Annotated in this window: 22 protein-coding genes; 15 read left to right on the forward strand and 7 right to left on the reverse strand. The window is 70.9% G+C overall.

Annotation, left to right across the window (positions count from 1 at the left end):
* The first annotated feature begins 41 nt into the window (after nt 1–41).
* From ACFVN5_RS06460 to ACFVN5_RS06470, 3 genes are read left to right on the forward strand one after another with little or no spacing between them, the layout of a single operon-like run.
* On the forward strand, nt 42–524 hold the full coding sequence (locus ACFVN5_RS06460; RefSeq protein ID WP_376954005.1) for a DUF4190 domain-containing protein: 483 nt from the start codon (nt 42–44) through the stop codon (nt 522–524).
* Nucleotides 525–573: 49 nt separating this feature from the next.
* Nucleotides 574–1,314, forward strand: coding sequence for a DUF4190 domain-containing protein (locus tag ACFVN5_RS06465; protein WP_376954006.1), 741 nt, complete (start codon nt 574–576; stop codon nt 1,312–1,314).
* Between the two features lie 8 nt (nt 1,315–1,322).
* Entirely contained in the window at nt 1,323–1,889 is a 567-nt protein-coding gene (locus ACFVN5_RS06470; RefSeq protein WP_376954007.1) for a DUF4190 domain-containing protein, read from the forward strand.
* Nucleotides 1,890–1,896: 7 nt separating this feature from the next.
* Here the strand turns inward: ACFVN5_RS06470 and ACFVN5_RS06475 are convergent, their stop codons facing one another.
* Nucleotides 1,897–3,084, reverse strand: a complete 1,188-nt coding sequence (locus ACFVN5_RS06475) for an SAM-dependent methyltransferase (protein WP_376954008.1) — start codon at nt 3,082–3,084, stop codon at nt 1,897–1,899.
* Nucleotides 3,085–3,242: 158 nt separating this feature from the next.
* On the opposite strand from ACFVN5_RS06475, the gene groES reads away from it, so the two are divergent.
* From groES to ACFVN5_RS06490, 3 genes are all read left to right on the forward strand, one after another.
* Complete coding sequence (gene groES, locus ACFVN5_RS06480; protein ID WP_022889766.1) at nt 3,243–3,539, forward strand: co-chaperone GroES; 297 nt, start codon at nt 3,243–3,245, stop codon at nt 3,537–3,539.
* A 130-nt stretch (nt 3,540–3,669) separates the two neighbouring features.
* Entirely contained in the window at nt 3,670–4,626 is a 957-nt protein-coding gene (gene rarD, locus ACFVN5_RS06485) for an EamA family transporter RarD (RefSeq protein WP_376954009.1), read from the forward strand.
* Between the two features lie 242 nt (nt 4,627–4,868).
* Nucleotides 4,869–6,164, forward strand: coding sequence for an ABC transporter substrate-binding protein (locus ACFVN5_RS06490; RefSeq protein WP_376954010.1), 1,296 nt, complete (start codon nt 4,869–4,871; stop codon nt 6,162–6,164).
* Nucleotides 6,165–6,221: 57 nt separating this feature from the next.
* Here the strand turns inward: ACFVN5_RS06490 and ACFVN5_RS06495 are convergent, their stop codons facing one another.
* The 5 genes from ACFVN5_RS06495 to ACFVN5_RS06515 form a co-directional block, all read right to left on the reverse strand.
* Nucleotides 6,222–6,785, reverse strand: coding sequence for a dihydrofolate reductase family protein (locus tag ACFVN5_RS06495; RefSeq protein ID WP_376954012.1), 564 nt, complete (start codon nt 6,783–6,785; stop codon nt 6,222–6,224).
* Between the two features lie 112 nt (nt 6,786–6,897).
* A complete protein-coding gene (locus tag ACFVN5_RS06500) occupies nt 6,898–7,668 on the reverse strand; it encodes an ABC transporter ATP-binding protein (RefSeq protein WP_376954013.1) in 771 nt (256 codons plus the stop codon).
* Complete coding sequence (locus tag ACFVN5_RS06505) at nt 7,655–8,569, reverse strand: ABC transporter ATP-binding protein (protein WP_376954014.1); 915 nt, start codon at nt 8,567–8,569, stop codon at nt 7,655–7,657. The genes ACFVN5_RS06500 and ACFVN5_RS06505 overlap by 14 nt, the downstream gene beginning before the upstream one ends.
* A complete protein-coding gene (locus ACFVN5_RS06510; RefSeq protein ID WP_376954331.1) occupies nt 8,559–9,539 on the reverse strand; it encodes a branched-chain amino acid ABC transporter permease in 981 nt (326 codons plus the stop codon). The genes ACFVN5_RS06505 and ACFVN5_RS06510 overlap by 11 nt, the downstream gene beginning before the upstream one ends.
* 16 nt (nt 9,540–9,555) lie before the next feature.
* The gene (locus tag ACFVN5_RS06515) at nt 9,556–10,776 is read right to left on the reverse strand and encodes a branched-chain amino acid ABC transporter permease (protein ID WP_376954015.1); all 1,221 of its coding nucleotides are present in this window, start codon (nt 10,774–10,776) and stop codon (nt 9,556–9,558) included.
* Between the two features lie 339 nt (nt 10,777–11,115).
* On the opposite strand from ACFVN5_RS06515, the gene guaB reads away from it, so the two are divergent.
* A complete protein-coding gene (gene guaB / locus ACFVN5_RS06520; RefSeq protein WP_376954016.1) occupies nt 11,116–12,618 on the forward strand; it encodes an IMP dehydrogenase in 1,503 nt (500 codons plus the stop codon).
* 109 nt (nt 12,619–12,727) lie between these two features.
* On the opposite strand, the gene ACFVN5_RS06525 is transcribed toward guaB, so the two are convergent.
* Complete coding sequence (locus ACFVN5_RS06525; RefSeq protein WP_376954017.1) at nt 12,728–13,891, reverse strand: MalY/PatB family protein; 1,164 nt, start codon at nt 13,889–13,891, stop codon at nt 12,728–12,730.
* Between the two features lie 113 nt (nt 13,892–14,004).
* Between ACFVN5_RS06525 and ACFVN5_RS06530 the strand changes: the two genes are divergently transcribed.
* The 8 genes from ACFVN5_RS06530 (at nt 14,005) to guaA (ending at nt 23,420) form a co-directional block, all read left to right on the forward strand.
* Nucleotides 14,005–15,705: an ABC-F family ATP-binding cassette domain-containing protein gene (locus ACFVN5_RS06530; protein ID WP_376954018.1), complete on the forward strand. Its 1,701-nt coding sequence runs from the start codon at nt 14,005–14,007 to the stop codon at nt 15,703–15,705.
* Between the two features lie 65 nt (nt 15,706–15,770).
* A complete protein-coding gene (locus ACFVN5_RS06535) occupies nt 15,771–16,895 on the forward strand; it encodes a GuaB3 family IMP dehydrogenase-related protein (RefSeq protein ID WP_376954020.1) in 1,125 nt (374 codons plus the stop codon).
* A gap of 190 nt (nt 16,896–17,085) precedes the next feature.
* Nucleotides 17,086–18,816 (forward strand): glycerol-3-phosphate dehydrogenase/oxidase, encoded by a 1,731-nt coding sequence (locus ACFVN5_RS06540; RefSeq protein ID WP_376954021.1) that lies wholly within the window; start codon nt 17,086–17,088, stop codon nt 18,814–18,816.
* Between the two features lie 53 nt (nt 18,817–18,869).
* The gene (locus tag ACFVN5_RS06545) at nt 18,870–19,370 is read left to right on the forward strand and encodes a cation:proton antiporter regulatory subunit (RefSeq protein ID WP_376954022.1); all 501 of its coding nucleotides are present in this window, start codon (nt 18,870–18,872) and stop codon (nt 19,368–19,370) included.
* Nucleotides 19,370–20,239 (forward strand): SURF1 family protein, encoded by an 870-nt coding sequence (locus ACFVN5_RS06550; protein ID WP_376954023.1) that lies wholly within the window; start codon nt 19,370–19,372, stop codon nt 20,237–20,239. The genes ACFVN5_RS06545 and ACFVN5_RS06550 overlap by 1 nt, the downstream gene beginning before the upstream one ends.
* Nucleotides 20,240–20,307: 68 nt before the next feature.
* A complete protein-coding gene (locus ACFVN5_RS06555) occupies nt 20,308–21,234 on the forward strand; it encodes a S1C family serine protease (RefSeq protein ID WP_376954024.1) in 927 nt (308 codons plus the stop codon).
* 111 nt (nt 21,235–21,345) lie between these two features.
* A complete protein-coding gene (locus ACFVN5_RS06560; RefSeq protein WP_376954025.1) occupies nt 21,346–21,828 on the forward strand; it encodes a DUF3817 domain-containing protein in 483 nt (160 codons plus the stop codon).
* Nucleotides 21,825–23,420, forward strand: a complete 1,596-nt coding sequence (guaA, locus tag ACFVN5_RS06565) for a glutamine-hydrolyzing GMP synthase (protein ID WP_376954026.1) — start codon at nt 21,825–21,827, stop codon at nt 23,418–23,420. Before ACFVN5_RS06560 ends, guaA begins: the two co-directional genes overlap by 4 nt.
* Nucleotides 23,421–23,488 lie beyond the last annotated feature (68 nt).

The following is a 23,488-nucleotide window of genomic DNA, read 5'->3' on the forward strand; positions in this document are numbered from 1 at the left end:
CGGCGACCATGTGAATCCACAGCACCGAGGGGACAACGACCGTGACCGATCCGAACCTTCCCGAGCAGCAGCCCGGCGGCGCGGTGCCGCCGCCCCCGCCTCCGCCGCCGCCCGCTCCCGCGTACGGCGCGCCGCAGCCGCCGCAGGCCCAGCCGCCCGCGGCTCCCGCCTACGGCCAGCAGGCTCCCGCCTACGGCCAGCCCGCACCGGCCTACGGCCAGCCCGCGGCCGCCTACGGCGGCCCGCCCGCCAAGAAGACCAACGTGCTCGCGATCGTCTCGCTGATCGCCTCGATCGCCGGCTTCGTCATCGCCTGGGGCATCGGGTCCATCGTCGGAATCATCTGCGGGCACATCTCGCTCAGCCAGATCAAGAAGACCGGCGAGGAGGGACACGGCCTCGCCGTCGCGGGCCTCATCGTCGGCTACATCGGGCTCGCGCTGGCGATCCTGTCGGTCATCATCATCGCCATCGTGTTCGGTGCGATCGCCGCCAACGGCGGATTCGACCGGTACCAGTATTGAGCGCCGCCCACTCCGACCGCCGACTCCGACCACACGAAAGGCCGATGACATGAGCGATCCCAAGAACCCCGACGCCCCCGGACCCGAGGAGCCCACGGTTCCGACGCCCGAGGAGCCCACGGTTCCCTCGGAGCCCGAGCCGACGTTCCCGTCGCCGACGGAGCCGTCCGTCCCCGACGCGCCGTCGGCGCCGCCGGCCCCCGAGGCGCCCGGTGCTCCGGGTGCGCCCGAGGTGCCGTCCGCGCCGGTGCCGCCGTCCGCGCCCGAGCCTCCCGCCCCGCCCGCGCCGCCGAGTTACGGCGCCGCGACGCCGCCCCCGCCGCCGCCCCCCGCACCGGGCTACGGCGCGCCCGCGGCGGCGGCCGACCCCGGCTCGCCCTACGGCGCCCAGCAGCCCGCGTACGCTGCCCAGCAGCCGGCGTACGGCACGGGCCGCCCGCCCGGATACGGCGAGCCCGGCTACGTCGCACCCGCCGCGTACGGCACGGCCGCCCCGGCGAAGCCGACGCCCGTGTTCAGCCTAATCTCGCTCATCGCGGGCATCATCGGCGTGGTCGGCGGGTTCGCCGTGGTGTGGATCCCGATCGTGGGCGGCATCATGCAGCTCATCATCCCGGCCGGCGCCGTCGTGCTGGGCTTCATCGGCCGCCGGAAGGAGCCGGCCGCGAAGGGCATGTGGCTCACGGGCATCATCCTGGGCTTCGTCGGCATCGCCATGGCGCTGCTCTCCGTCATCTTCTGGAGCATCGCCTTCGCCACCTTCCCGAACTACGTCGACTACACGTACTGAGGACACCGATGACCGATCGCGAAGGGGTCCCGCCCTCGGGCGGGGCCCCCGACCGTTCTGAGGCCGAGGCATCCCCGGCCGCGGCATCCGATCGCGGCGACGACCGCTACGCACGCCGCGACCCCGCGCGTGACGCCGACCGCGACGCCGAGGCGTTCGTGTCGCCGCCGACCGAGCCGACGCTGCGCGCCGACCCCGCCGTTCGCGAGTTCGAGGTGCCGTTCGACACCGGCGAGCTGCAGCGGGTGCCGACCGGCCAGCTGCTCGTCGTGCATCGGCAGGAACTGCCCGACCGGGCGTCCGCCGACGACGAGGAGCAGGACGACACGCAGCGCCGCGTCTACAGCTGGGTGGCCGCGGTCATCGGCGTCATCGGCGCCGCCGCCTCGCTGTTCGTCGGCTGGATGCTGCCCCTGTCGATCGCCGCGCTCGTCTTCGGCGTGCTCGGCCTGCGCCGCGAGGAGGAGGGCCGCACGCTCGCGTTCGTCGGCATCGGCACCGGCATCGCCGGACTCATCTTCTCGGCCGTGTGGATCGGCTACTACGCCATCGTCTTCGGGGCGCTCCCGCACTGACGGCGGCTCAGACGCGCTCCACCAGGAGCACCACGTGGCGGCCCTCCTCGCGCGTGAGGACGATCGTCGCGCTCGCGTCGCCGCGCAGCTTCAGCCGCGTGCGCAGGCCCGCCGGGTCGACATCGACGCCGCGCTTCTTGATCTCGAGCGTGCCGATGCCGCGCGCCGCCAGCGCCTGACGCAGTTGCCGCTCGTCGGCGGGGAGGCGGTCCAGCACGCGGAAGCCGCGCGCGAACGGCGTCTCGAACGCGGTGTCGGCGGTGAGGTACGCGATGCCGTCGCTCAGCATCCAGGCGCCGTTCGCGCGCGCGAGGTCGCCGATGAGGCGGGCGCGGATGACGGCCCCGTCGGGCTCGTAGAGGTAGTCGCCGAGGGGACCCGTCGGCGCGTCCTCGCTGTCGGCCGGCGCCGTGAGCTCCGCGGCGCGGTCGTCGCGGATGACGAGCGCCGCCCGACCGATGCCGGGACGCGCGACGGCGCCGAGCCAGACGGCGAGCTCCACCACGTCGCCGTCGACCGACACCCACTGCGCCTCGGCTCCCTCGGGGATGACGTCGCGGTCGGTCCCGGGGCCGAGCTTCACGCCGACCGGCAGCCGGTCGGCCAGCCCGAACGCGAAGTCGAGGCTCGGCGAGTAGTCCGCGGCATCCGCGAGTCGTCGGGTCGTGCCGCCCGAGGTGGTGCGACGGGCCGGGTCGAGCCAGGCGCCGCCGATGCCGCCGAGGGGCACGTCCTCGGCGATGGCGTGCAGCACGCGCGCCTTCGGGAACGGCGTGAGGTTGAATGCGGCGATGGCGGCCGTCACCTCGTCGGCCTCGGCCGCCGTGACCTCGAGGTCGACGGCCGCGAGGGCGAGGGCGTCGCCGCCGATGCCGCAGCCGAGGTCGGCGACGTGGCCGATGCCGGCGCGCGCGAAGCGGCCCGCGTGCAGCGCCGCGACCTTCAGCCGGGTGGCCTGCTCGAGCCCCGCCTCGGTGAACAGCATGCGCGACGCGAACTCGCCGAACTTCGCGTGGGCCTTCGCGCGCAGCTTCGACTGGCTGAGCACGGCGGCCACGAGGCCGGGCGGATGCCCCTGCCGACGCAGTTCGGCGACGGTGCGCACGATGTCGGACTTGGAGTCCCACTCGGGGAGCTGGTCGAGGAGCCGCAGTCCCTCGGGGGAGAGGAGTTCGACGAGGTCGGCGCGGTCCACCCGGCCACGCTAGCATCGCGCACCGGGGGGTTCCGAGCACTGGCACTCACGTTGCACGAGTGCCAAATCGCGCCTAGACTCGGCTTAGCACTCTCGCAATGAGGCTGCTAATCAGTCTTCGCAAAGACAGTCACTCGCAAACAGAGAAGGGGTCAACCGTGTCGGTTTCCATCAAGCCGCTCGAGGATCGCATCGTCATCAAGCAGGTCGAGGCAGAGCAGACCACCGCGTCGGGTCTCGTGATCCCCGACACCGCCAAGGAGAAGCCCCAGGAGGGCGAGGTCGTGGCGGTGGGCCCCGGTCGCATCGACGACAACGGCAACCGTGTCCCGCTCGACGTGGCCGTCGGCGACAAGGTCATCTACTCGAAGTACGGCGGCACCGAGGTGAAGTTCGGCGGCGAGGACTTCCTCGTGCTGTCGGCCCGCGACGTGCTCGCGGTCGTCGTCCGCTAGGTCGACACGAACCATCCGAGGCCCGGACGCCCAGCGGCGTCCGGGCCTCGTCGTGTCCGTGGCGGGACGTGGAGGCACGTCGGCAGCCGCCCGGGCCCGGGGCATCCGACGCCGGGCGTAGTCTGAGCGGGTGTCATCCAGCTCCGAGACCGAGACCTCAGCTCCGCCCGCGCAGCACGGCGGGGTGAGTCGTTCGGGGCTCGCGTTCGCGATCGCGGCCTACGCGCTCTGGGGCTTCCTCCCCATCTACTTCATCGCCCTCGAACCGGCCGGACCGATCGAGATCGTCGGATGGCGCGTGCTGCTCTCGCTCGTCTTCTGCCTGCTGCTCCTCACCGTGACGCGCGCCTGGCGACCGTTCATGGCGCTCGTGCGCGATCGACGCGTCCTGTTCACGATGGGGCTCGCGGGCGTGCTCATCTTCGTGAACTGGTCGACGTACGTCTACGCGACCCTCACGGGCCAGGTCGTCGAGGCGGCGCTGGGGTACTTCATCAATCCGATCGTCACCGTGTTCCTCGGCGTGCTCGTGCTCCGCGAGCGTCTGAACGTCACCCAGTGGATCGCCGTGGGCATCTCGATCGTCGCGGTCATCGTGCTCGCCATCGGCTACGGCCAGCTCCCGTGGATCGCGCTGGTGCTCGCGTTCTCGTTCGGCTTCTACGGGCTCATCAAGAAGCGGGTGGGGCCGAAGGTCGACGCGGTGTCGGGGCTCACGCTCGAGACCGCGTGGCTCGCGCCGCTGGCGGTCGCGCAGCTCGTGTTCGTCGCGATGACCAGCGGGCTCACGATGGGCACGGTCAGCCCCTGGCACAGCGCCCTGCTGCTGATGGCCGGCGTGGTCACGGCCATCCCGTTGCTCCTCTTCGCCGCGGCATCCCGGCGCCTGCCGCTCATCTTCATGGGCTTCATCCAGTACTTCGCGCCGTTCATCCAGTTCCTCGTGGGCGTGTTCATCCTCCAGGAGCCCATGCCGCCCGAGCGATGGATCGGATTCGGACTCGTCTGGCTCGCGCTCCTGGTGCTCACGTTCGACCTCATGCGCAGCGCGCGATCGGCGCGGCGCGCCCCGGTCGAGCCGATCTGACGGGCCCGCGCGGACATCGGGCCCTCGTCCGGGGGCCACGCGCGATCTGCGCGTCGCGGCCGTCCCACACGACGATTCCGTGCGCGCCCGCGCAGGAAGGTGTCGGCCAGGTAACGATTCCGAGGGTGTTACACGGTTGTGACCGGGTTCCCTTGTTTCCTCCAGAGGCGGGCAATACTGTCAAAACCACGGCGTCTCCAGACGCTGCTTTGTGTACCAGTCCTTCAGTCCCAAGGAGCAACATGAGCGTATTCGCGAAGGCTACGGCCTCGCGCTCGGCTCGCGCAGTCTGGACGGGGGTCGCCCTCGCCGGCGTCAGTGCCCTCCTCCTCACCGCGTGCAGCTCGGGTGCCCCGGCCCCCGCCGAATCGGAAGCACCGACCGAGTCGGCCGGCGACGCCCTGCCCATCGAGGCCGGCGACCGCGACCTGACCCTCAAGGTCGGCACGATCCTCCCGCAGAGTGGAACGCTCGCCTTCCTCGGCCCGCCCGAGGAAGCCGGTGTGGCGCTCGCTGCGAAGGAGATCAACGAGGCCGACATGGGCATCAACGTCGAGGTCGTCTACCGCGACTCGGGTGACACCACCACCGACATCGCCACCGTCTCGGTGACCGACCTCCTCTCGCAGGACGTCTCGGCCATCATCGGTGCCGCGTCGTCCGGCGTGTCGTTCACCGTGATCGACCAGATCACCGCCGCCGGCGTCGTGCAGTTCTCGCCGGCGAACACGTCGCCCGACTTCACCGACTACGAGGACAACGGCCTGTACTTCCGTACCGCGCCGTCCGACCTCCTCCAGGGTGAGGTGCTCGGCAACCAGATCGCCGAGGACGGCGCTTCGACGCTCGGACTGCTGGTCCTGAACGACCCCTACGGCACCGGCCTCGCGGCCGCGACCAAGGAGGCCTTCGAGGCGGCCGGTGGCGAGGTCGTCGCCGAGGAGCTCTTCAACACGGGTGACTCGAACTTCGACGCGCAGCTCTCGTCGATCAACGCCGCGAACCCCGACGCCGTCGCCGTCATCACCTTCGATGAGGCCAAGGTCGTCGTTCCGGCGCTCGTCGGCTCGGGCTACCCGGGCGACCAGCTGTACTTCGTCGACGGCAACCTGGCCGACTACAGCGCGGACTTCGCGCCCGGCCTGATCGCCGGCGCCAAGGGCACGCTGCCCGGTCCGGTGCTGGAGGACGACTTCCGCGATCGCCTGCTCGAGATCAACCCCGACCTCGGAACGCAGTTCAGCTATGGTCCGGAATCGTACGACGCGCTGATGCTCATCGCGCTGGCGGCCTACGCGGCGAACAGCACCGATGGCACCGACATCGCGGAGTACCTCCGTCAGGTGTCGGGCGGCACGGGTGACGGCGAGGTCGTCAGCAACTTCGCCGACGCTGCGAAGCTCCTCACCGAGGGCCAGCAGGTCGACTACGACGGTGCGTCCGGTCCCATCACGCTCGACGAGCACGGTGACCCGACCGAGGCGACCATCGGCATCTACCAGTACAAGGACGACAACACGTACGAGCGCATCAACTAGTACGCGTCGTCTGGGAGGGCCCCGGCTTCGGCCGGGGCCCTTTCGCGTGCCCGGCGCTCAGCGCCGCGTCTCGTACCGGGTCAGGACCACGCCACCGGGAAACGTCCGCGTCTCCATCAGGTCCAGGTCCACCCAGCCGTCCAGCGCGGTGAAGAACGGCGTGCCGCCGCCCACCAGGACCGGGAAGGTGACGAGCCGGTACTCGTCGATCAGCCCGGCTCGCATGGCCGCCGCGGCGAGCATCGCGCCGCTCACGCTCATCGGGCCGCCGTCCTCGGCCTTGAGCCGGGTGATCTCGGCGACCGGGTCGCCGGTGACGACGCGGGTGTTCCAGTCGACCGTGTCGATCGTCGAGGAGAACACCACCTTCGGCGTGTCCCGCCAGTTCCGCGCGAACTCGATCCGCGCCGGGGTGGCGTCGGGCTGCTGGTCGCCGGTCGGCCAGTAGGAGCTCATCCCTTCCCACACCTTGCGCCCGTACAGCGACAGGCTGCTCGCCAGCTCCTGGTCGAGCCACCACTGGAACAGCTCGTCGTTCGTCCCGCCCCAGCCGATGTCGTCGCCGGCCGCGGCGATGTAGCCGTCGAGGGTCACGTTCATTCCGTAGGTCAGCCTCCGCATGGCGCCAGCCTTCCGTCGGACGCCCCCGAACGCAAGCGTCCCACCACGGCCCGCAGACACGCGAAGAGGGGCGGATGCCGCGGCATCCGCCCCTCTCCGTGATCGATCGGGTCTACTCGTCCTGGCCGAGCGTGCCCAGGTACAGGCCGATGACCTTCGGGTCGTTCAGCAGGTCGCGACCGGTGCCCGTGTAGGCGTCGTGGCCCTGGTCGAGCACGTAGCCGCGGTCGCAGATCTGCAGGCAGCGACGGGCGTTCTGCTCCACCATGATGGTGGTGACGCCGGCCCGGTTGATCTCCTTGACCCGCAGGAACGCCTCGTCCTGGCGCACCGGCGACAGGCCCGCGCTGGGCTCGTCGAGCAGCAGCACGTGCGGGCCCATCATGAGTGCACGGGACATGGCGACCATCTGCCGCTCACCGCCCGACAGCGATCCGGCCCGCTGGCCGAGGCGCTTGCCGAGCTCGGGGAAGATCTCGGTCACGAAGGCGAGGCGATCCTTGAGGCCCTTGGGCTTCTGGAACATCCCCATCTCGAGGTTCTCCTGGATCGTCAGCGAGGGGAAGACGTTGTTCGTCTGCGGCACGAAGCCGACGCCCTTCGCGACGAGCTTGTTCGCCTTGAGATTGGTGATCTCCTCGCCCTGCAGCCGGATCGCGCCCTCGCGCACGCGCACGAGGCCGAAGATCGACTTCAGCAGCGTCGACTTGCCCGCGCCGTTCGGTCCGATGATCCCGATGAGCTCGCCTTGCCTCGCGACGAGGGAGCACGAATTCAGGATGTTCACTCCGGGGAGGTAGCCGGCCGTGACGTTGTCCACCTCGACGACCGCGTCGGCCACGGGGTCGAGCACCGCGCCGGCGGCCGGTTCACTGTTCGTCATCGATGAGCTCCTTCATGGCCTCGACATGGTCGGTGTCGGTGGCACCGAGGTCGGTGTCGTGGTGGGCGCCGAGGTAGGCGTCGATCACGGCCTGGTCCTGCATGACGTTGTGCGGGTCGCCCTCGGCCACGATCTTGCCCTCGGCCATCACGATCACCCAGTCGGCGATGTGACGCACCATGTGCATGTCGTGCTCGACGAAGAGCACCGTCATGCCCTGGGCCTTCAGGTCGAGGATGTGGTCGAGCAGCGACTGCGTGAGCGCGGGGTTCACGCCCGCCATCGGCTCGTCGAGCATGACGAGCGTCGGGTCGCTCATGAGCGCCCGCGCCATCTCGAGGAGCTTGCGCTGACCGCCCGAGAGGCTCGCCGCGTAGTCCTCCTGCTTGGCATCGAGCTTGAACCGGGTGAGCAGCTCGACCGCCTTGGCGTCGATCTCCTCCTCCTGCTTGCGCCAGATGAAGGGCAGCACCGAGCGGAACAGGTTCTCGCCCGACTGGCCCTTCGCACCGAGCTTCATGTTGTCCATGACGGTGAGCAGACCCAGCGCCTTCGTGAGCTGGAAGGTGCGGATGAGGCCCATGCGCGCCACCCGGTAGGCCGGGACGTGCGCGAGCGAACGACCGTCGAACTCCCACTTGCCCTCGTCGGGCTTGTCGAAGCCCGTGAGCAGGTTGAAGAACGTGGTCTTGCCGGCGCCGTTCGGCCCGATGAGGGCCGTGATGGCCCCGCGCGGGATCTCGACGTGGGTGACGTCGACGGCGGTGAGGCCGCCGAACGTGCGCTTGACGCCGTCGGCGATGAGGATCGGGTCGACCTTCTGGACGCCCGGTGCGGCTTCGCCGACGTGGAGGCCGGTGGTCTTCACCGGCTTGGACGTGGGAGTGGTGTCACTTGACAAAGGCCAGCTCCTTCTTGTTTCCGAAGATGCCCTGGGGCCTGAATACGACGAGCAGCATGATCGCCACGCCGACGAGGATGAACCGGAGCTGACCGGCCTGCACCTGCGTCATGAACGGGAACCAACCGGCCTCGACCGCACGGGCGACGAAGCCCGAGAAGAACGAGAGCAGCACCCAGAAGATCATCGAGCCGACGACCGGCCCAAGGATCGTGGCCGCACCGCCGAGGAGCAGGATCGCGTAGATGAAGAACGTGAGCGACGTCTGGTAGTTCGCGGGCACGACCGCGCGCGGCATGATGAAGATCATGCCCGCGAGGGTGCCGTAGACGCCACCGATGATGAGGCTCTGCATCTTGTAGGAGTACACGTTCTTGCCGAGGGCGCGCACAGCGTCCTCGTCCTCGCGGATGCCCTTGATCACGCGGCCCCACGGGCTGCGCATGAGCAGCCAGGTGAGCAGGGCGAAGATCACGACGAGCGTCCAGCCGACGATCCGGATCCACCAGTCGTACGCGTTGTACGTGAACGGTCCGAAGCCGTAGGTGCCCGGCGGGATCGGGTTCAGGGCGGCGAAGCCGTCCTTGTAGCCCTGGAGGCCGCTCGCGGAGCCCGTGATGGCATCGAACGTGTTCGTGGTGAAGATGAGCCGCAGGATCTCCGCCGCCGCGATCGTGACGATCGCGAGGTAGTCGGCCCGTAGGCGCAGCGTCGGGATACCGAGGATCAGCGCGAAGATCACGGATGCCCCGACGCCGACGAGCACGGACGCCCACACGGGGAATCCGAAGCTCAGCGTGGAGATCGCGTAGCCGTACGCGCCGAGGGCCATGAAGCCCGCCTGACCGAAGTTCAGGAGGCCCGTGTATCCGAAGTGGATCGCCAGGCCGAGGGCGGCCAGGGCGTAGGCGGCAGTGGTGGGGCTGATGAGCTCCTGCGCCGCGTTGGAGAAGATCGCAATCCAGTCGATCATGTCGGGTTCCTCCTCAACCGATTCTCTCGCGGCGACCGAGGATTCCCTGCGGTCGGAACAGCAGCACCAGGATCAGCACGACGAGCGCGCCGACGTACTTCATGTCGGACGGCAGCCACAGCGTCGACAGCTCGATGAACAGGCCCACGATGAGGGAGCCGACGAGCGCGCCGAACGCGGTGCCCAGGCCGCCGAGGGTGACCGCGGCGAAGATGAGCAGGAGGATCTGGAAGCCCATGTCCCAGCTGACGCCGGGGCGGAAGTACGCCCAGAGGATGCCGGAGAGGCCGGCGAGCGCGCCGCCCGCGATCCACACGATGCGGATGACGCGGTCGACGTCGATGCCGCTCGCGGCCGCGAGGCTCGGGTTGTCGGAGACCGCTCGCGTCGCCTTGCCGATGCGGGTGCGCAGCAGGAAGAACGCGAAGGCGAGGAGCACCACGACCGAGGTGGCCATGCTCGCGACGTCGATCCACGAGAGCGTGATCGGCCCGATGTGGATCTCCGACGGCAGGGTCGCACCCGGCAGCTGCCGGGTCGCGCCGCCGTAGAAGAACTGGTACGTGTACCGCAGCGCGAGCGAGAGGCCGATGCTCACGATCATCAGCGGGATCAATGCGACCCCTCGCCGCCTCAGCGGTTTCCAGATGACGGCATCGAGGGTGTAGCCGAGTCCGGCGCTGAGGACGATCGCGATCGCGATCGCCAGCCAGATCGGCAACGCCAGGTCGACGCCGAACGTGAGCACCATCAACGCGCCGAACGTCACCATCTCCGCGTGCGCGAAGTTGGAGAGGCCGGTCGTGCCGAAGATGAGCGAGAGGCCGATCGCCGCCAGCGCGAGCAGGAGGCCGAAGTTGAGGCCGTTGACCACGCGGATCAGCACCTGGGCGCCGATGTCGGTCGTCGTGCGGGTGCCCTCACCGAGGAAGAAGTTCACCGCCTTGCGGTTGGTGAGGCCGAATTCGGCGGTCACCGTGGCCTGGCCCTCCTGGACGACGACGCCCTTGGGGAGGGTGTCCTCGTCGAGCGTGAGCTTGTACTCGGCCTTCTCGGGTACGCCGAGCTCCCATCGGCCCTCGGCGTTGGTCTTGGTCGAGGCCTCGTAGCCGTTGCCGTCGACCGTGATCTGCACGCCTTCGAGCGGCTTGTCGTCGAACTTGACGTTCCCGATGAAGAAGAACTCGAAATCTTCCTCGGAACTCGGGCTGGGCGTACTCCCATCCTCCGCCATCGCAGGGGACGCTGCGATGCCGGACAGAGTGAGTGCGGACAACAGAATTCCGAGGAGGATGAGCCACCTCCCGCGAGACCGTCTGGCGACTGTTTGCGTGGGTTCCACTGCACCTCCTGGGGTCCCGGGGGCTGTTGGCCGTCCGGGTCCGGTCTTTCCTGCCGACAACGTCGTCTGACAGTACGTGCCGATTATGTCCCATGTGTTTCGCACACAGGCACAATGGCCCTCGATTGTTATCCGGGGAATGCCCGCCGCGCAAACTCGCTTAACATTGATGCATCCCGGGAGCTCCACCACTCACGGGTGCGCCATGACTCGGAGAGACGAAGGGGAGAGATGGATCAGGCAGATCCGTTCGGATTCACAGGACTGACCTACGACGACGTCCTGCTGCTGCCAGGTCACACCGACGTGATCCCGAGCGAGGCCGACACGACCTCGCGACTGACGCGGCGCATCGACGTCGCGACGCCCCTGCTGTCCGCCGCGATGGACACCGTGACCGAGGCGCGCATGGCCATCGCCATGGCCCGCCAGGGCGGCATCGGCATCCTGCATCGCAACCTCTCCATCCAGGAGCAGGCCGACATGGTCGACCGGGTGAAGCGCAGCGAGTCGGGAATGGTCTCCAACCCGGTGACCACGACGCCCGACGCGACCGTCGCCGAGGTCGACCACCTGTGCGCCACCTATCGCGTGAGCGGCCTGCCGGTCGTCGACGGCGAGGGCGTGCTCGTCGGCATCATCACGAACCGCGACATGCGCTTCGTCTCCGACTTCGAGAAGCCCAGCACCTACGTGCGCGACGTCATGACGAAGGCGCCGCTCATCACCGGCCGTGTCGGCATGGACCCCGACGAGGCGATCGCGATCTTCGCGCAGCACAAGGTCGAGAAGCTGCCGCTGGTCGACGGCGCCGGCCGACTGACCGGCCTCATCACCGTCAAGGACTTCGACAAGTCCGAGCAGTACCCGAACGCCACGAAGGACGCCGAGGGCCGCCTGCGCGTGGGCGCGGCCATGGGATTCTTCGGCGACGCGTGGGAGCGCGCCGAGGCGCTGCGCGACGCGGGCGTCGACGTGCTCGTGGTCGACACGGCCAACGGCGAGAGCGCGGGCGTGCTCGACATCATCCGCCGCCTCAAGGCCGACCCGTCGTTCGCGCACATCGACGTGATCGGCGGCAACGTCGCGACGCGCGAGGGCGCCCAGGCGCTCGTCGACGCGGGCGCCGACGCCGTGAAGGTCGGCGTCGGGCCGGGCTCGATCTGCACCACGCGCGTCGTCGCGGGCGTGGGCGTGCCCCAGGTCACCGCCGTCTACGAGGCGTCGAAGGCCACGAAGCCCGCGGGCGTTCCCCTCATCGCCGACGGCGGCCTGCAGTACTCGGGCGACATCGCGAAGGCGCTCGTCGCGGGCGCCGACACCGTCATGCTCGGCTCGCTGCTCGCCGGCACCGCCGAGAGCCCCGGCGAGCTCGTCTTCCAGAACGGCAAGCAGTTCAAGGCCTACCGCGGCATGGGCTCGCTCGGCGCGCTGCAGACCCGGGGCAAGAAGACCTCGTACTCGAAGGACCGCTACTTCCAGGCGGATGTCCCGAGCGACGACAAGCTCATCCCAGAGGGCATCGAGGGCCAGGTGCCGTTCCGCGGCCCGGTGTCGGCCGTGGCGTACCAGCTCGTCGGCGGCCTGCGCCAGTCGATGTTCTACGTGGGCGCGCGCGACATCCCCGAGCTGAAGACGAAGGGCCGGTTCGTGCGCATCACGCCCGCGGGCCTGAAGGAGTCGCACCCGCACGACGTGCAGTTCGTCGTGGAGGCGCCGAACTACACGCGGTAGCCGGTGATCGAGTAGCGCCCGGCGGAGCCGGACGCGTATCGAGATCCTCCGTGGCGGCTGCATGCGGTCGGTTGATGCCGCGTCTCGATACGCGTCGCCTCCGGCGGCGCTATTCGACGACCGTTCGCGCCTCCGCGAGCCGCGTCACCGCCTCCGCCAGCACCTCCGGGGTGCAGGCGAAGTTGAGCCGGGCGTGGCCGCGGCCGACGGATGCCCCGAACTGGGGTCCGCTGCCGAGCGCGACCTTCGCGTGCTCGAGCGCGTGTGCGGCGGGGTCGTCGCCCCATCCCAGCGCGGACAGGTCGAGCCAGGCGAGGTACGTGGCATCCGGCATCCGATAGCGGACGTCGGGCAGTTCGTCGGCGAGGAGGTCGGCGAGCAGGCGACGGTTGTCGTCGAGGCTCGCGAGCACGCCGTCGAGCCAGTGGCCGCCCTCGCGGAAGGCGGCGATCGTGGCGATCGCGCCGAACTGGCTCATGCGCCACGAGACCTCCTCGGGCATCCGGGCGCGCACCGCGTCGCCGCGATCGCTCGCCGTGACGATGAGCGCCGCCTTGAGTCCGGCGATGTTGAACGCCTTGGTGGCGGCGGTGACGGCCACGCCCCATTCGCGCGCGGCATCCGACACCGTGAGGAACGCCGTGTACGGCGTCGTCGGCTGCGCGAGCGCGCCGTGCACCTCGTCGGACACGATCGTCACCCCGAACCGCGCGGCGAGCTCGGCCAGGGCGGCGAGCTCGGCGGGCGTCGGGTTGAGGCCGAGCGGGTTGTGCGGGTTGCAGAGGACCATGGCGCGGGCGCCGGCCGCGAAGGCCGCCTCGAGGCCGTCGAGGTCGAGCGACCAGCCCTCGTCGATGCCGCCGCGCATGGGCACGTGGACGGCGGCGCCGCCGGCCTCGGCGACGAGGCCGTAGAACGGCGGGTACACGGGTGGCGTGACGACGATGCCGTCGCCCGGCGCGGTGACCTGGCGCAGGACCTCGACGATGCCCATGCTGACGTCGGCGGTGGGGGTGGTGCGGGCCGGGTCGACGTCCCAGCCGAGCCGCGTGGCGGCGAAGCCCTGGAACGCCTCGGCGACCTCGCGCCCGCCCGACGCGTAGCCCGTGTCGGATCGCTCGATCGCGGCGTGCAGCGCGTGCGCGATGGGTTCGGCCAGCGGGTAGTCCATCTCGGCGACGGGCAGCGGCAGCACGTCGGGCGGGAACGTGCGCCACTTCACGCTGGTGCGGGTACGGAGGACGTCGAGGGGCTCTGCGGCGACGCGTTGCATGCGTCCAGCTTGCCGCACGGCGCCGGTCTGGCGTCGGGTCCCGCGGACCGGTAGTCTGATCGGCTGCCCGGCGGGCGGCGCGGCTCGCGCCGCGAACGGATCGGACACCTCCCATGGGCTTCATCGACGTCAACGGCGTCTCCTTCTCGCTCCCCGACGGACGGCCGCTGCTCGCCGACCTCGCGTTCCGCGTGACCGAGGGGCGCACGACCGCGCTCATCGGCGCGAACGGCGCGGGCAAGTCCACGCTGCTGCGGATCATCCGCGGCGACCTCCGCCCAGACGAGGGGAGCGTGCAGGTCGACGGCGGGCTCGGCGTGATGGACCAGTTCGTGGGCACCGGGCGGACGGTGCCGGGCGCCGCGCCGACCGTGGCGGGACTGCTGGTGTCGGTGGCGCCGAAGCGCATCCGCGACGCGGCGCTCGAGCTCGAGGCATCCGAGGACGCCCTCATCGAGCGCGACGACACCGAGACGCAGATGCGGTACGCCTCGGCGCTCGCCGAGTACGCCGAAGCCGGCGGCTACGAGCAGGAGGTCGTCTGGGACCACTGCACGATGGCCGCGCTCGGGATCCCGTTCGAGCGGGCGAAGTGGCGCGAGCTCGCGACGCTCTCGGGCGGCGAGCAGAAGCGGCTCGCGCTCGAGGCGCTGCTGCGCGGACCCGAGCAGGTACTCCTGCTCGACGAGCCCGACAACTCGCTCGACGTGCCCGGCAAGCGGTGGCTCGAGGCGCAGCTGCGCGCGACGCCGAAGACCGTGCTGCTCGTGTCGCACGACCGCGAGCTCCTCGCCCGGGCGGCCGACCGCATCGTGACGCTCGAGCTCGGCGCCGCGGGCAACACCGCGTGGGTGCACGGCGGCAGCTTCGAGGGCTACCACGAGGCCCGCGAGGAGCGCTTCGCGCGGCTCGACGAGTTGCGTCGGCGCTGGGACGAGCAGCACGACGCGCTCAAGACGCTCGTCGCGACGCTGAAGGTGAAGGCGACGTACAACGACGGCATGGCGTCGCGGTACCAGGCGGCCGTGACGCGCCTGCGCAAGTTCGAGGAGGCCGGCCCGCCCGAGGAGCGGCCGCCCGCGCGGACGGTGTCGATGCGGTTGCGCGGATCCCGCACGGGCAAGCGCGCGGTCGTGTGCGAGCAGCTCGAGCTGTCGGGACTCATGAGGCCGTTCGACCTCGAGGTCTGGTACGGCGACCGCGTCGCGGTGCTCGGCTCCAACGGGTCGGGCAAGTCGCACTTCCTGCGGCTGCTCGCGGGCGGCGGCACCGAGCCCGATCGCACGCTGGGCCACGTCACGACGGTGGGGGAGACGCTGGCGCGCGTGCTGCACGAGGGCCGCGCGGTGCTCGGGGCACGGGTCGTGCCTGGTTGGTTCGCCCAGAACCACGAGCACCCGGAGTTCCACGGCCGCACGCTGCTCGACATCCTGCACCGCGGCGACGCGAACCGGGAGGGCATGGCTCGCGAGGCCGCGAGCTCGGCGCTCGACCGGTACGGGCTCGCGGCGGCCGCGCAGCAGCGGTTCGAGTCGCTCTCGGGCGGGCAGCAGGCGCGGCTGCAGATCCTGCTGCTCGAGCTGTCTGGCGCCACGCTGCTGCTGCTCGACGAGCCCACCGACAACCTCGACCTCGTCTCGGCCGAGGCGCTGGAGGACGCGCTGTCGCGGTTCGACGGCACGGTCCTCGCGGTCACGCACGACCGGTGGTTCACGCGCAGCTTCGACCGGTTCCTCGTGTTCCGCTCCGATGGCGAGGTGGTCGAGGCGGATGCCCCGGTGTGGGACGAGGCGCGGGTGGTGCGGGCGCGATGACCGCCGGTGCGGCGCCGCGTGGGGGCATCCGTGTGCCCGTCGTGGCCCTTCGGTAGGGTTGACGGGTGACCCAGGAGATCGAGATCGGCCGCTCCAAGCGGGGCCGTCGTGTCTACGCGTTCGACGACATCGCGATCGTGCCGAGCCGGCGCACACGCGACCCCGAAGACGTGTCGGTCGGCTGGTCGATCGACGCGTACCAGTTCGACATCCCGTTCCTCGCCGCGCCGATGGACTCCGTGGTGTCGCCGCAGATCGCGATCATGATGGGCCAACTCGGCGGCCTCGGCGTGCTCGACCTCGAGGGTCTCTGGACCCGCTACGAGGACCCCGAGCCCGTGCTCGCCGAGATCCGCAACCTCGCGCCCGAGCAGGCGACGTCGCGCATGCAGCAGCTCTACGCCGAGCCGATCAAGCCCGACCTCGTCACCGCGCGCCTCGCCGAGATCCGCGCGGCGGGCGTGACCGTCGCGGGCGCCCTCTCGCCGCAGCGCACGCAGGAGCTCTACGAGACCGTCGTGGCCGCCGGCGTCGACCTCTTCGTCATCCGCGGCACCACGGTGTCGGCCGAGCACGTGTCGAAGAACGTCGAGCCGCTCAACCTCAAGAAGTTCATCTACGAGCTCGACGTGCCCGTCATCGTGGGCGGTGCGGCCACCTACACCGCGGCCCTGCACCTCATGCGCACCGGCGCGGCGGGCGTGCTCGTCGGCTTCGGCGGCGGCGCGGCCTCGACGACGCGCGCGACGCTCGGCATCCACGCGCCCATGGCGACGGCGGTGGCGGATGTCGCGGGCGCCCGTCGGGACTACCTCGACGAGTCCGGCGGTCGATACGTGCACGTCATCGCCGACGGCGGCGTGGGCAAGTCGGGCGACATCGTGAAGGCGATCGCCTGCGGCGCCGACGCCGTGATGCTCGGTGCGGCGCTCGCCCGCGCGACCGACGCGCCCGGCGGCGGGTACCACTGGGGCGCCGAGGCGCACCACTCGAAACTGCCGCGCGGCCAGCGCGTGCAGGTCGGCCAGGTCGCGTCGCTCGAGGAGGTGCTCTACGGGCCGGCTCCGGCCGCCGACGGCACCGCGAACCTCGTGGGCGCGCTGCGGCGGTCGATGGCGACGACCGGCTACTCCGACCTCAAGGAGTTCCAGCGCGTCGAGGTCGTCGTGGCGCCGTACCAGGGGGCCTGAGCACCCGTCGCGTCAGGCACGAGGGCGCGATTCCGGCGCGCTCGTGCTCCCGACTCGTCCTCCACAGCGCGGCGCGTCGCTCCGCGGCTGTGAGACGCCCGCGCGCCCGTTCCAAACGTCCCGGCGCTCGGGTAGCGTTGAAGCCGGATCACGCGGTCTCGCCGTGAAACCGCGGGGATGGGGTACGACGATGGCACGTCTCAAGTCGGTGACGCGTTCGACGAAGCTCGGACCCGAGGAGCGCGAGGCCGCGCTCGCCCGGCTCAAGGAGAAGGAAGTCGACATCCTCGTGGTCGGCGGCGGCATCGTCGGCACGGGCGCCGCGCTCGATGCGGTCACCCGCGGGCTCTCGACCGGCCTCCTCGAGGCCCGCGACTGGGCCTCGGGCACGTCGAGCCGATCGTCGAAGCTCGTGCACGGCGGCATCCGTTACCTGGAGCAACTGGACTTCCGCCTCGTGCGCGAGGCGCTCATCGAACGCGGCCTGCTGCTGCAGCGCATCGCGCCGCACCTCGTGAAGCCCGTGCGCTTCCTCTACCCCGTGCAGAAGCGCATCTTCGAGCGCTTCTACGTGGGCGCCGGCATGATGCTCTACGACATCTTCAGCTACACGGGCGGCCGCCCGCCGGGGGTTCCGCACCACCGCCACCTCTCCAAGCGCCAGGTGATGAAGGCCATCCCGTCGCTGTCGGAGGACGCGCTCGTGGGCGGCATCACCTATTACGACGCGCAGGTCGACGACGCGCGCTACGTCGCGAGCCTCGCCCGCACGGCGTCGTTCTACGGCGCGCACGTGGCGAGCCGGGTCAACGTCGAGGGCTTCGTCAAGGTCGGTGAGCGGGTCGTCGGCGTGAAGGCGCACGACCTGCAGACCGGCGAGCACTTCGAGATCCGGGCCCGCCAGGTCGTGAACGCCACCGGCGTCTGGACCGATGACACGCAGCGCATGGTCGGCGAGCGCGGCACGTTCAAGGTGCGCGCCTCGAAGGGCATCCACCTCGTGGTGCCGCGCGACCGCATCCAGTCCGCCATGGGCATGATCTTCCGCACCGAGAAGAGCGTGCTGTTCGTCATCCCGTGGGGCCGGCACTGGCTCATCGGCACGACCGACACGGACTGGAACCTGGACAAGGCGCACCCCGCGGCCACGGCGGCCGACATCGACTACCTGCTCGAGCACGTGAACTCGGTGCTGGCCGTGCCCCTCACGCGCGAAGACGTCGAGGGCGTGTACGCCGGGCTCCGGCCGCTGCTCGCCGGCGAGAGCGACCAGACGTCGAAGCTCTCGCGCGAGCACATCGTCGCGCACACGGTGCCCGGCCTCGTCGTCGTGGCGGGCGGCAAGTGGACGACGTACCGCGTCATGGCGAAGGACGCGATCGACGCCGCCGCCGACGCGATGGACGGCCGGATCCCGCCGTCGACGACGCAGGACATCCCGCTGCTCGGCGCCGAGGGCTACCAGGCCGCGTGGAACAAGCGCGGCAAGATCGCCCACGCGTTCGGCGTGCACAAGGTGCGCATCGAGCACCTGCTGAACCGCTACGGCACCATGACCGACGAACTGCTCGACCTCATCCGCGCCGATCCAGAGCTGGGGGAGCCGCTGCCGGGCGCCGACGACTACCTCGCCGCCGAGGTGGTCTACGCCGCCTCGCACGAGGGCGCGCTGCACCTCGACGACGTGCTCGCCCGTCGCACCCGCATCTCGATCGAGGCGTGGGACCGCGGCGTGTCGGCGGCCCCGGTCGCGGCGAAGCTCATGGGCAAGGTGCTCGGGTGGGACGAGGAGCGCGAGGCCCTCGAGACGGAGCGCTACCTGCAGCGCGTCGCCGCCGAGCGCGCGTCGCAGCAGCAGCCCGACGACGAGTCCGCCGACCGGGTGCGGCTCGCGGCCCCCGACATCGTGAAGGTCGACTGATCCGGCGCGGATAGACTGGACGGCGGGCCCATCGAGTCCGAGGAGAGCGCGCCATGGTTGATGTCCGCCGGGTCACCCTTCCCGGGGTCGGCGTGCTGCATTCCTTCGAGACGGCCGACGGCGCCGAGGTCGCGGTCGTCGCGCACCGCACCGGCTCCAGCGACCTGGTCAGCCGTCCTGCCGGCGCCCGCGACGACGACGATGCGGTGACGGTGCGCCTCGACGAGGAGGAGGCGCACACGCTCGCCGAGCTGCTCGGCGGAACGCGCATCGTCGAGTCCATCGCCGAGCTCGACGAGCTGCCCGGCGTGCCGATCGACTGGATGACGGTCGACGAGGGTGACGCGATCGTGGGCCGTCCGCTCGGCGAGGTGCCCGCGGCATCCGGCGTCGCGATCGTCGCGATCGTGCGTGACGACCACGCCCACCCGTCGCCCGGCGCCGACTTCGTCGTCGAACCCGGTGACACGGTCGTTGCGGTCGGTCCCACCGAGCTGATCGCCGAGGTGTTCCGCGTCATGAACGACGGCATGTCCCGAGGCGCCGAGGCCTGATGCTCCAGATGATGCTGCGCCCCCGGTGGGTGCTCGCGCTCCTCCTCGCCCTCGGCATCGCCGCCGGCTTCGCGCTGCTCGGCCAGTGGCAGCTCGAGCGCGCGGTCGAGCAGGCCGTCGTGCAGGAGCGGCCGACTGAGGACGTGCGCCCGCTCGCCGACGTCGCCCAGCCCGACGGTCCCACCCAGCAGGCCGCGACGGGCCAGCGCGTCGAGGTCACCGGCACGTTCGTGCCCGGCGACACCGTCATCGTCGAGGGGCGACTCAACGACGGCGTCGCGGGCTACTGGCCCGTTGCGCACCTCGAAGTGACGGATGCCGCGCCGGGCGGCCTGCCCATCGCCCTCGGTTGGGCACCCGACCTCGAGGCCGCGCAGCAGGCCGCCGACCGCTTCGACGCGCAGGCCGGCGGCGAGGTCACCGTGGTCGGACGCTTCCTGCCGAGCGAGGCGCCCATCGCGCCCGATGCCGAGGCCGACCCGAACTCGATGCAGACCGTCGCGGTGGCGCAGCTCATCAACGTCTGGGCGGACTACGACGACCGGCCCGTGTACTTCGGCTACGTGACGTCGGCGGAGCCGGCCGCCGGGCTCGAGGCCATCTCGTCCCCGCCGCCCGAGGAGTCCAAGGAGCTCAACTGGCTCAATGTGTTCTACGCCGTCGAGTGGGTCGTGTTCGCCGGCTTCGCGATCTTCCTCTGGTACCGCCTCGTGCGCGACGCGGTCGAGCGCGAGCGCGACGCGGCGGAGGAGGCGGCCGAGGCGGCCGAGGCGGATGGCACCGGTGCCGCCGCCGGGGCCGGGGCCGACGACGGCGACACCGGCACGGCTCCAGCGACGACCGAGGACGCCGGGACGCCCAGGAGCTAGGGCGCCCGACCGTTCCGCCCGGGGCGAACTCCGCCCTCGCTCGACCACGACGGGCGGATGATCGACGTGTGGACGAAGCAGACCCCCTCGACGCCTACTCGGCGGTGGTCACGCGGGTCGCGGCATCCGTGCTGCCGAGCGTCGCGAGCCTCGCGGTGCGCACGACGCGCGGCGAGGGCGCGGGCAGCGCGAGCGTGATCTCCACCGACGGCGTGCTGCTCACGAGCGCGCACGTCGTCTCGGGTGCGCGGTCGGCCGAGGCCACGTTCGCCGACGGCACGTCGGTCAGGGTCGACGTGATCGGCCGCGACGTGCTCTCCGACCTCGCGGTGCTCCGCGCCCGGGCGAGCGTGCCGGCGCCGGTCGAGCTCGGCGACGCCGCCGGCCTCCGGGTCGGCCAGCTCGTGGTCGCGCTCGGCAACCCCATGGGGCTCGCGGGCAGCGTCACCGCCGGCATCGTCTCGAACCTCGGCCGGTCGCTGCCGACCGCGTCGGGGCGCGTGATCGACGAGGTCATCCAGACGGATGCCGCGCTGAATCCCGGCAACTCGGGCGGCGTGCTCGCCGACGGCACGGGCCGCATGGTCGGCGTGAACACCGCGGTCGCGGGCGTCGGCCTCGGACTCGCCGTGCCGATCAACCGCGCGACCCGGGACATCATCGACACGCTCACGCGCGCCGGACGCGTGCGCCGCGCCTGGCTCGGCATCGTCGGCACCAAGGTGCAGCTCGCGCCCGACCTCGCGGCGCGGATCGGCTCGCCGACCGGACTGCAGGTCGCGGGCGTCGCGCCCGACAGCCCGGCGGATCTCGCGGACATCCACCGCGGCGACATCGTGGTCTCCCTCGACGGCAACGACGTCGTGACCTCGACGTCGATCCAACGCCTCATGGTCGAGGACGCGATCGACCGCCAGGTCGAGATGACGGTGTGGCGCAACGGCGCGCTCGTCGACGTGTTCGTGGTGCCGCGGGAGCTCGTGGACGCGTCGTAGGCGCGGGCGGGGTGCGTCTCGATACGCGTCGCCTCCGGCGGCGCTACTCGACGACCGGTGCGGCGGCGCTGCTCGACGACCGGGGCAGCGCGCGCCACGTAGACTGTTCGCATGCCCCTCGAGCCCAAACTCGCCGATCTGCCGCGCATTCGCGGGGCGCTCCGCTTCTACCAGGTGGCCGCGATCATCACCGGTGTGCTGCTCCTCCTGCTGTGCGCCGAGATGCTCATGAAGTACGCCTTCGGGCTCGAGCTCGAGCTCGGCGGCCCTGACGGCTTCCTCGCCTTCGTGCCGATCGACACCGTGACCGCCGTCAACCTCTCGACCGGCATCCTGATCGTGCACGGCTGGTTCTACGTCGTGTACCTGTTCAGCGACTTCCGCCTGTGGAGCCTCATGCGCTGGCCGTTCATGCGGTTCATCGTCATCGCGCTCGGCGGCGTGATCCCGTTCCTCTCGTTCATCCTCGAGGCCCGCATCGGCCGCGAGGTGCGCGCGTACCTCGAGCGACGCGAGTCCGAGGCATCCGCCGCACCGGCCGCCCCGACGGATGCCGCGACCGACCCCGCCGACTCCATGGAGGCCCAGCAGTGACCGACGCGTCCCCCGAGCAGCCCACCGAGCAGCGTCCCGTGCTCGTCGTCGACTTCGGGGCGCAGTACGCCCAGCTGATCGCGCGGCGCGTGCGCGAGGCATCCGTCTACTCGGAGATCGTGCCGCACACCATCACAGCCGACGAGGTCCGCGCGAAGAACCCGGTCGGCATCGTGCTCTCGGGCGGACCGTCGTCGGTCTACGAGGAGGGCGCGCCGGCGCTCGACGAGGGCATCCTGCAGCTCGGCGTGCCGACGCTCGGCATCTGCTACGGCTTCCAGGTCATGGCGCAGCAGCTCGGCGGCGAGGTCGCGCACACCGGCCACCGCGAGTACGGCTCGACCGCCGTGACCGCGCGCACCGACGACGACAACGCGCTGCTCTCCGGCCAGCCCGAGGCGCAGATCGTGTGGATGAGCCACGGCGACTCGGTCTCGCGCGCGCCCGAGGGCTTCGAGGTGCTCGCCTCCACGGCGACGACGCCCGTCGCGGCGTTCGCCAACGACGAGCGGTCGCTCTACGGCGTGCAATGGCACCCCGAGGTGAAGCACTCGGAGTTCGGCCAGCGCGTGCTCGAGAACTTCCTGCATCGTGCGGCCGGCATCCCCGCCGACTGGAACCCCGACAACGTCATCGCCGAGCAGGTCGAGCGCATCCGCGCCCAGGTCGGCTCCTCGCGCGTGATCTCTGCGCTGTCGGGCGGCGTCGACTCGGCGGTCTCCACCGCGCTCGTGCAGCGTGCCGTCGGCGACCAGCTCACCGCCGTGTTCGTCGACCACGGCCTGCTGCGACAGGGCGAGCGCGAGCAGGTGCAGCAGGACTACGTCGAGGCGACCGGCGTGCGGCTCGTGACGATCGACGCGGTCGACACGTTCCTCGACGCGCTCGCCGGGGTGACCGACCCCGAGGAGAAGCGCAAGATCATCGGCCGCGAGTTCATCCGCGCGTTCGAGCAGGCCGAGCGCGACCTCATCGCCGAGGCCGCGGCCGACGGCGAGCCGATCCGGTTCCTCGTGCAGGGCACGCTCTACCCCGACGTCGTCGAGTCGGGCGGCGGAACGGGCACCGCGAACATCAAGAGCCACCACAACGTGGGCGGCCTGCCCGAGGACCTGCAGTTCGAGCTCGTCGAGCCGCTGCGCACGCTCTTCAAGGACGAGGTGCGCGCCATCGGCCGCGAGCTCGGGCTGCCCGAGGCCATCGTCGGGCGCCAGCCGTTCCCAGGCCCGGGCCTCGGCATCCGCATCGTCGGCGAGGTCACCCGCGACCGCCTCGAAGTGCTGCGCCATGCCGACGCGATCGCGCGCGAGGAGCTCACCGCAGCCGGCCTCGACCAGGAGATCTGGCAGTGCCCGGTCGTGCTGCTCGCCGACGTGCGCTCGGTGGGCGTGCAGGGCGACGGCCGCACCTACGGCCACCCGATCGTGCTGCGTCCCGTCTCGTCGGAGGACGCCATGACGGCCGACTGGACCCGCCTGCCCTACGACGTGCTCGCGCGCATCTCGAACCGCATCACCAACGAGGTGCGCGAGGTGAACCGGGTCGTGCTCGACGTCACGTCGAAGCCGCCGGGCACCATCGAGTGGGAGTAGCGGGCCCGAAGCTCGCAGCGCGAAGGGCGCGGACCGTGGGGTCCGCGCCCTTCGTCGTTCGCGGGCTC

The organism is Agromyces sp. NPDC057865 (genome assembly GCF_042796995.1).
Lineage (GTDB): Bacteria > Actinomycetota > Actinomycetes > Actinomycetales > Microbacteriaceae > Agromyces.

Excerpts from the sequence above, each read along its gene's own strand:
- ACFVN5_RS06465 (WP_376954006.1), top strand. The coding sequence starts at position 574 with ATGAGCGATCCCAAGAACCCCGACGCCCCCGGACCCGAGGAGCCCACG.
- ACFVN5_RS06470 (WP_376954007.1), top strand. The coding sequence starts at position 1,323 with ATGACCGATCGCGAAGGGGTCCCGCCCTCGGGCGGGGCCCCCGACCGT.
- ACFVN5_RS06490 (WP_376954010.1), top strand. The coding sequence starts at position 4,869 with ATGAGCGTATTCGCGAAGGCTACGGCCTCGCGCTCGGCTCGCGCAGTC.
- ACFVN5_RS06495 (WP_376954012.1), bottom strand. The coding sequence starts at position 6,785 with ATGCGGAGGCTGACCTACGGAATGAACGTGACCCTCGACGGCTACATC.
- ACFVN5_RS06500 (WP_376954013.1), bottom strand. The coding sequence starts at position 7,668 with ATGACGAACAGTGAACCGGCCGCCGGCGCGGTGCTCGACCCCGTGGCC.
- ACFVN5_RS06515 (WP_376954015.1), bottom strand. The coding sequence starts at position 10,776 with ATGGCGGAGGATGGGAGTACGCCCAGCCCGAGTTCCGAGGAAGATTTC.
- guaB (WP_376954016.1), top strand. The coding sequence starts at position 11,116 with ATGGATCAGGCAGATCCGTTCGGATTCACAGGACTGACCTACGACGAC.
- ACFVN5_RS06525 (WP_376954017.1), bottom strand. The coding sequence starts at position 13,891 with ATGCAACGCGTCGCCGCAGAGCCCCTCGACGTCCTCCGTACCCGCACC.
- ACFVN5_RS06530 (WP_376954018.1), top strand. The coding sequence starts at position 14,005 with ATGGGCTTCATCGACGTCAACGGCGTCTCCTTCTCGCTCCCCGACGGA.
- ACFVN5_RS06540 (WP_376954021.1), top strand. The coding sequence starts at position 17,086 with ATGGCACGTCTCAAGTCGGTGACGCGTTCGACGAAGCTCGGACCCGAG.
- ACFVN5_RS06545 (WP_376954022.1), top strand. The coding sequence starts at position 18,870 with ATGGTTGATGTCCGCCGGGTCACCCTTCCCGGGGTCGGCGTGCTGCAT.
- ACFVN5_RS06550 (WP_376954023.1), top strand. The coding sequence starts at position 19,370 with ATGCTCCAGATGATGCTGCGCCCCCGGTGGGTGCTCGCGCTCCTCCTC.
- ACFVN5_RS06560 (WP_376954025.1), top strand. The coding sequence starts at position 21,346 with ATGCCCCTCGAGCCCAAACTCGCCGATCTGCCGCGCATTCGCGGGGCG.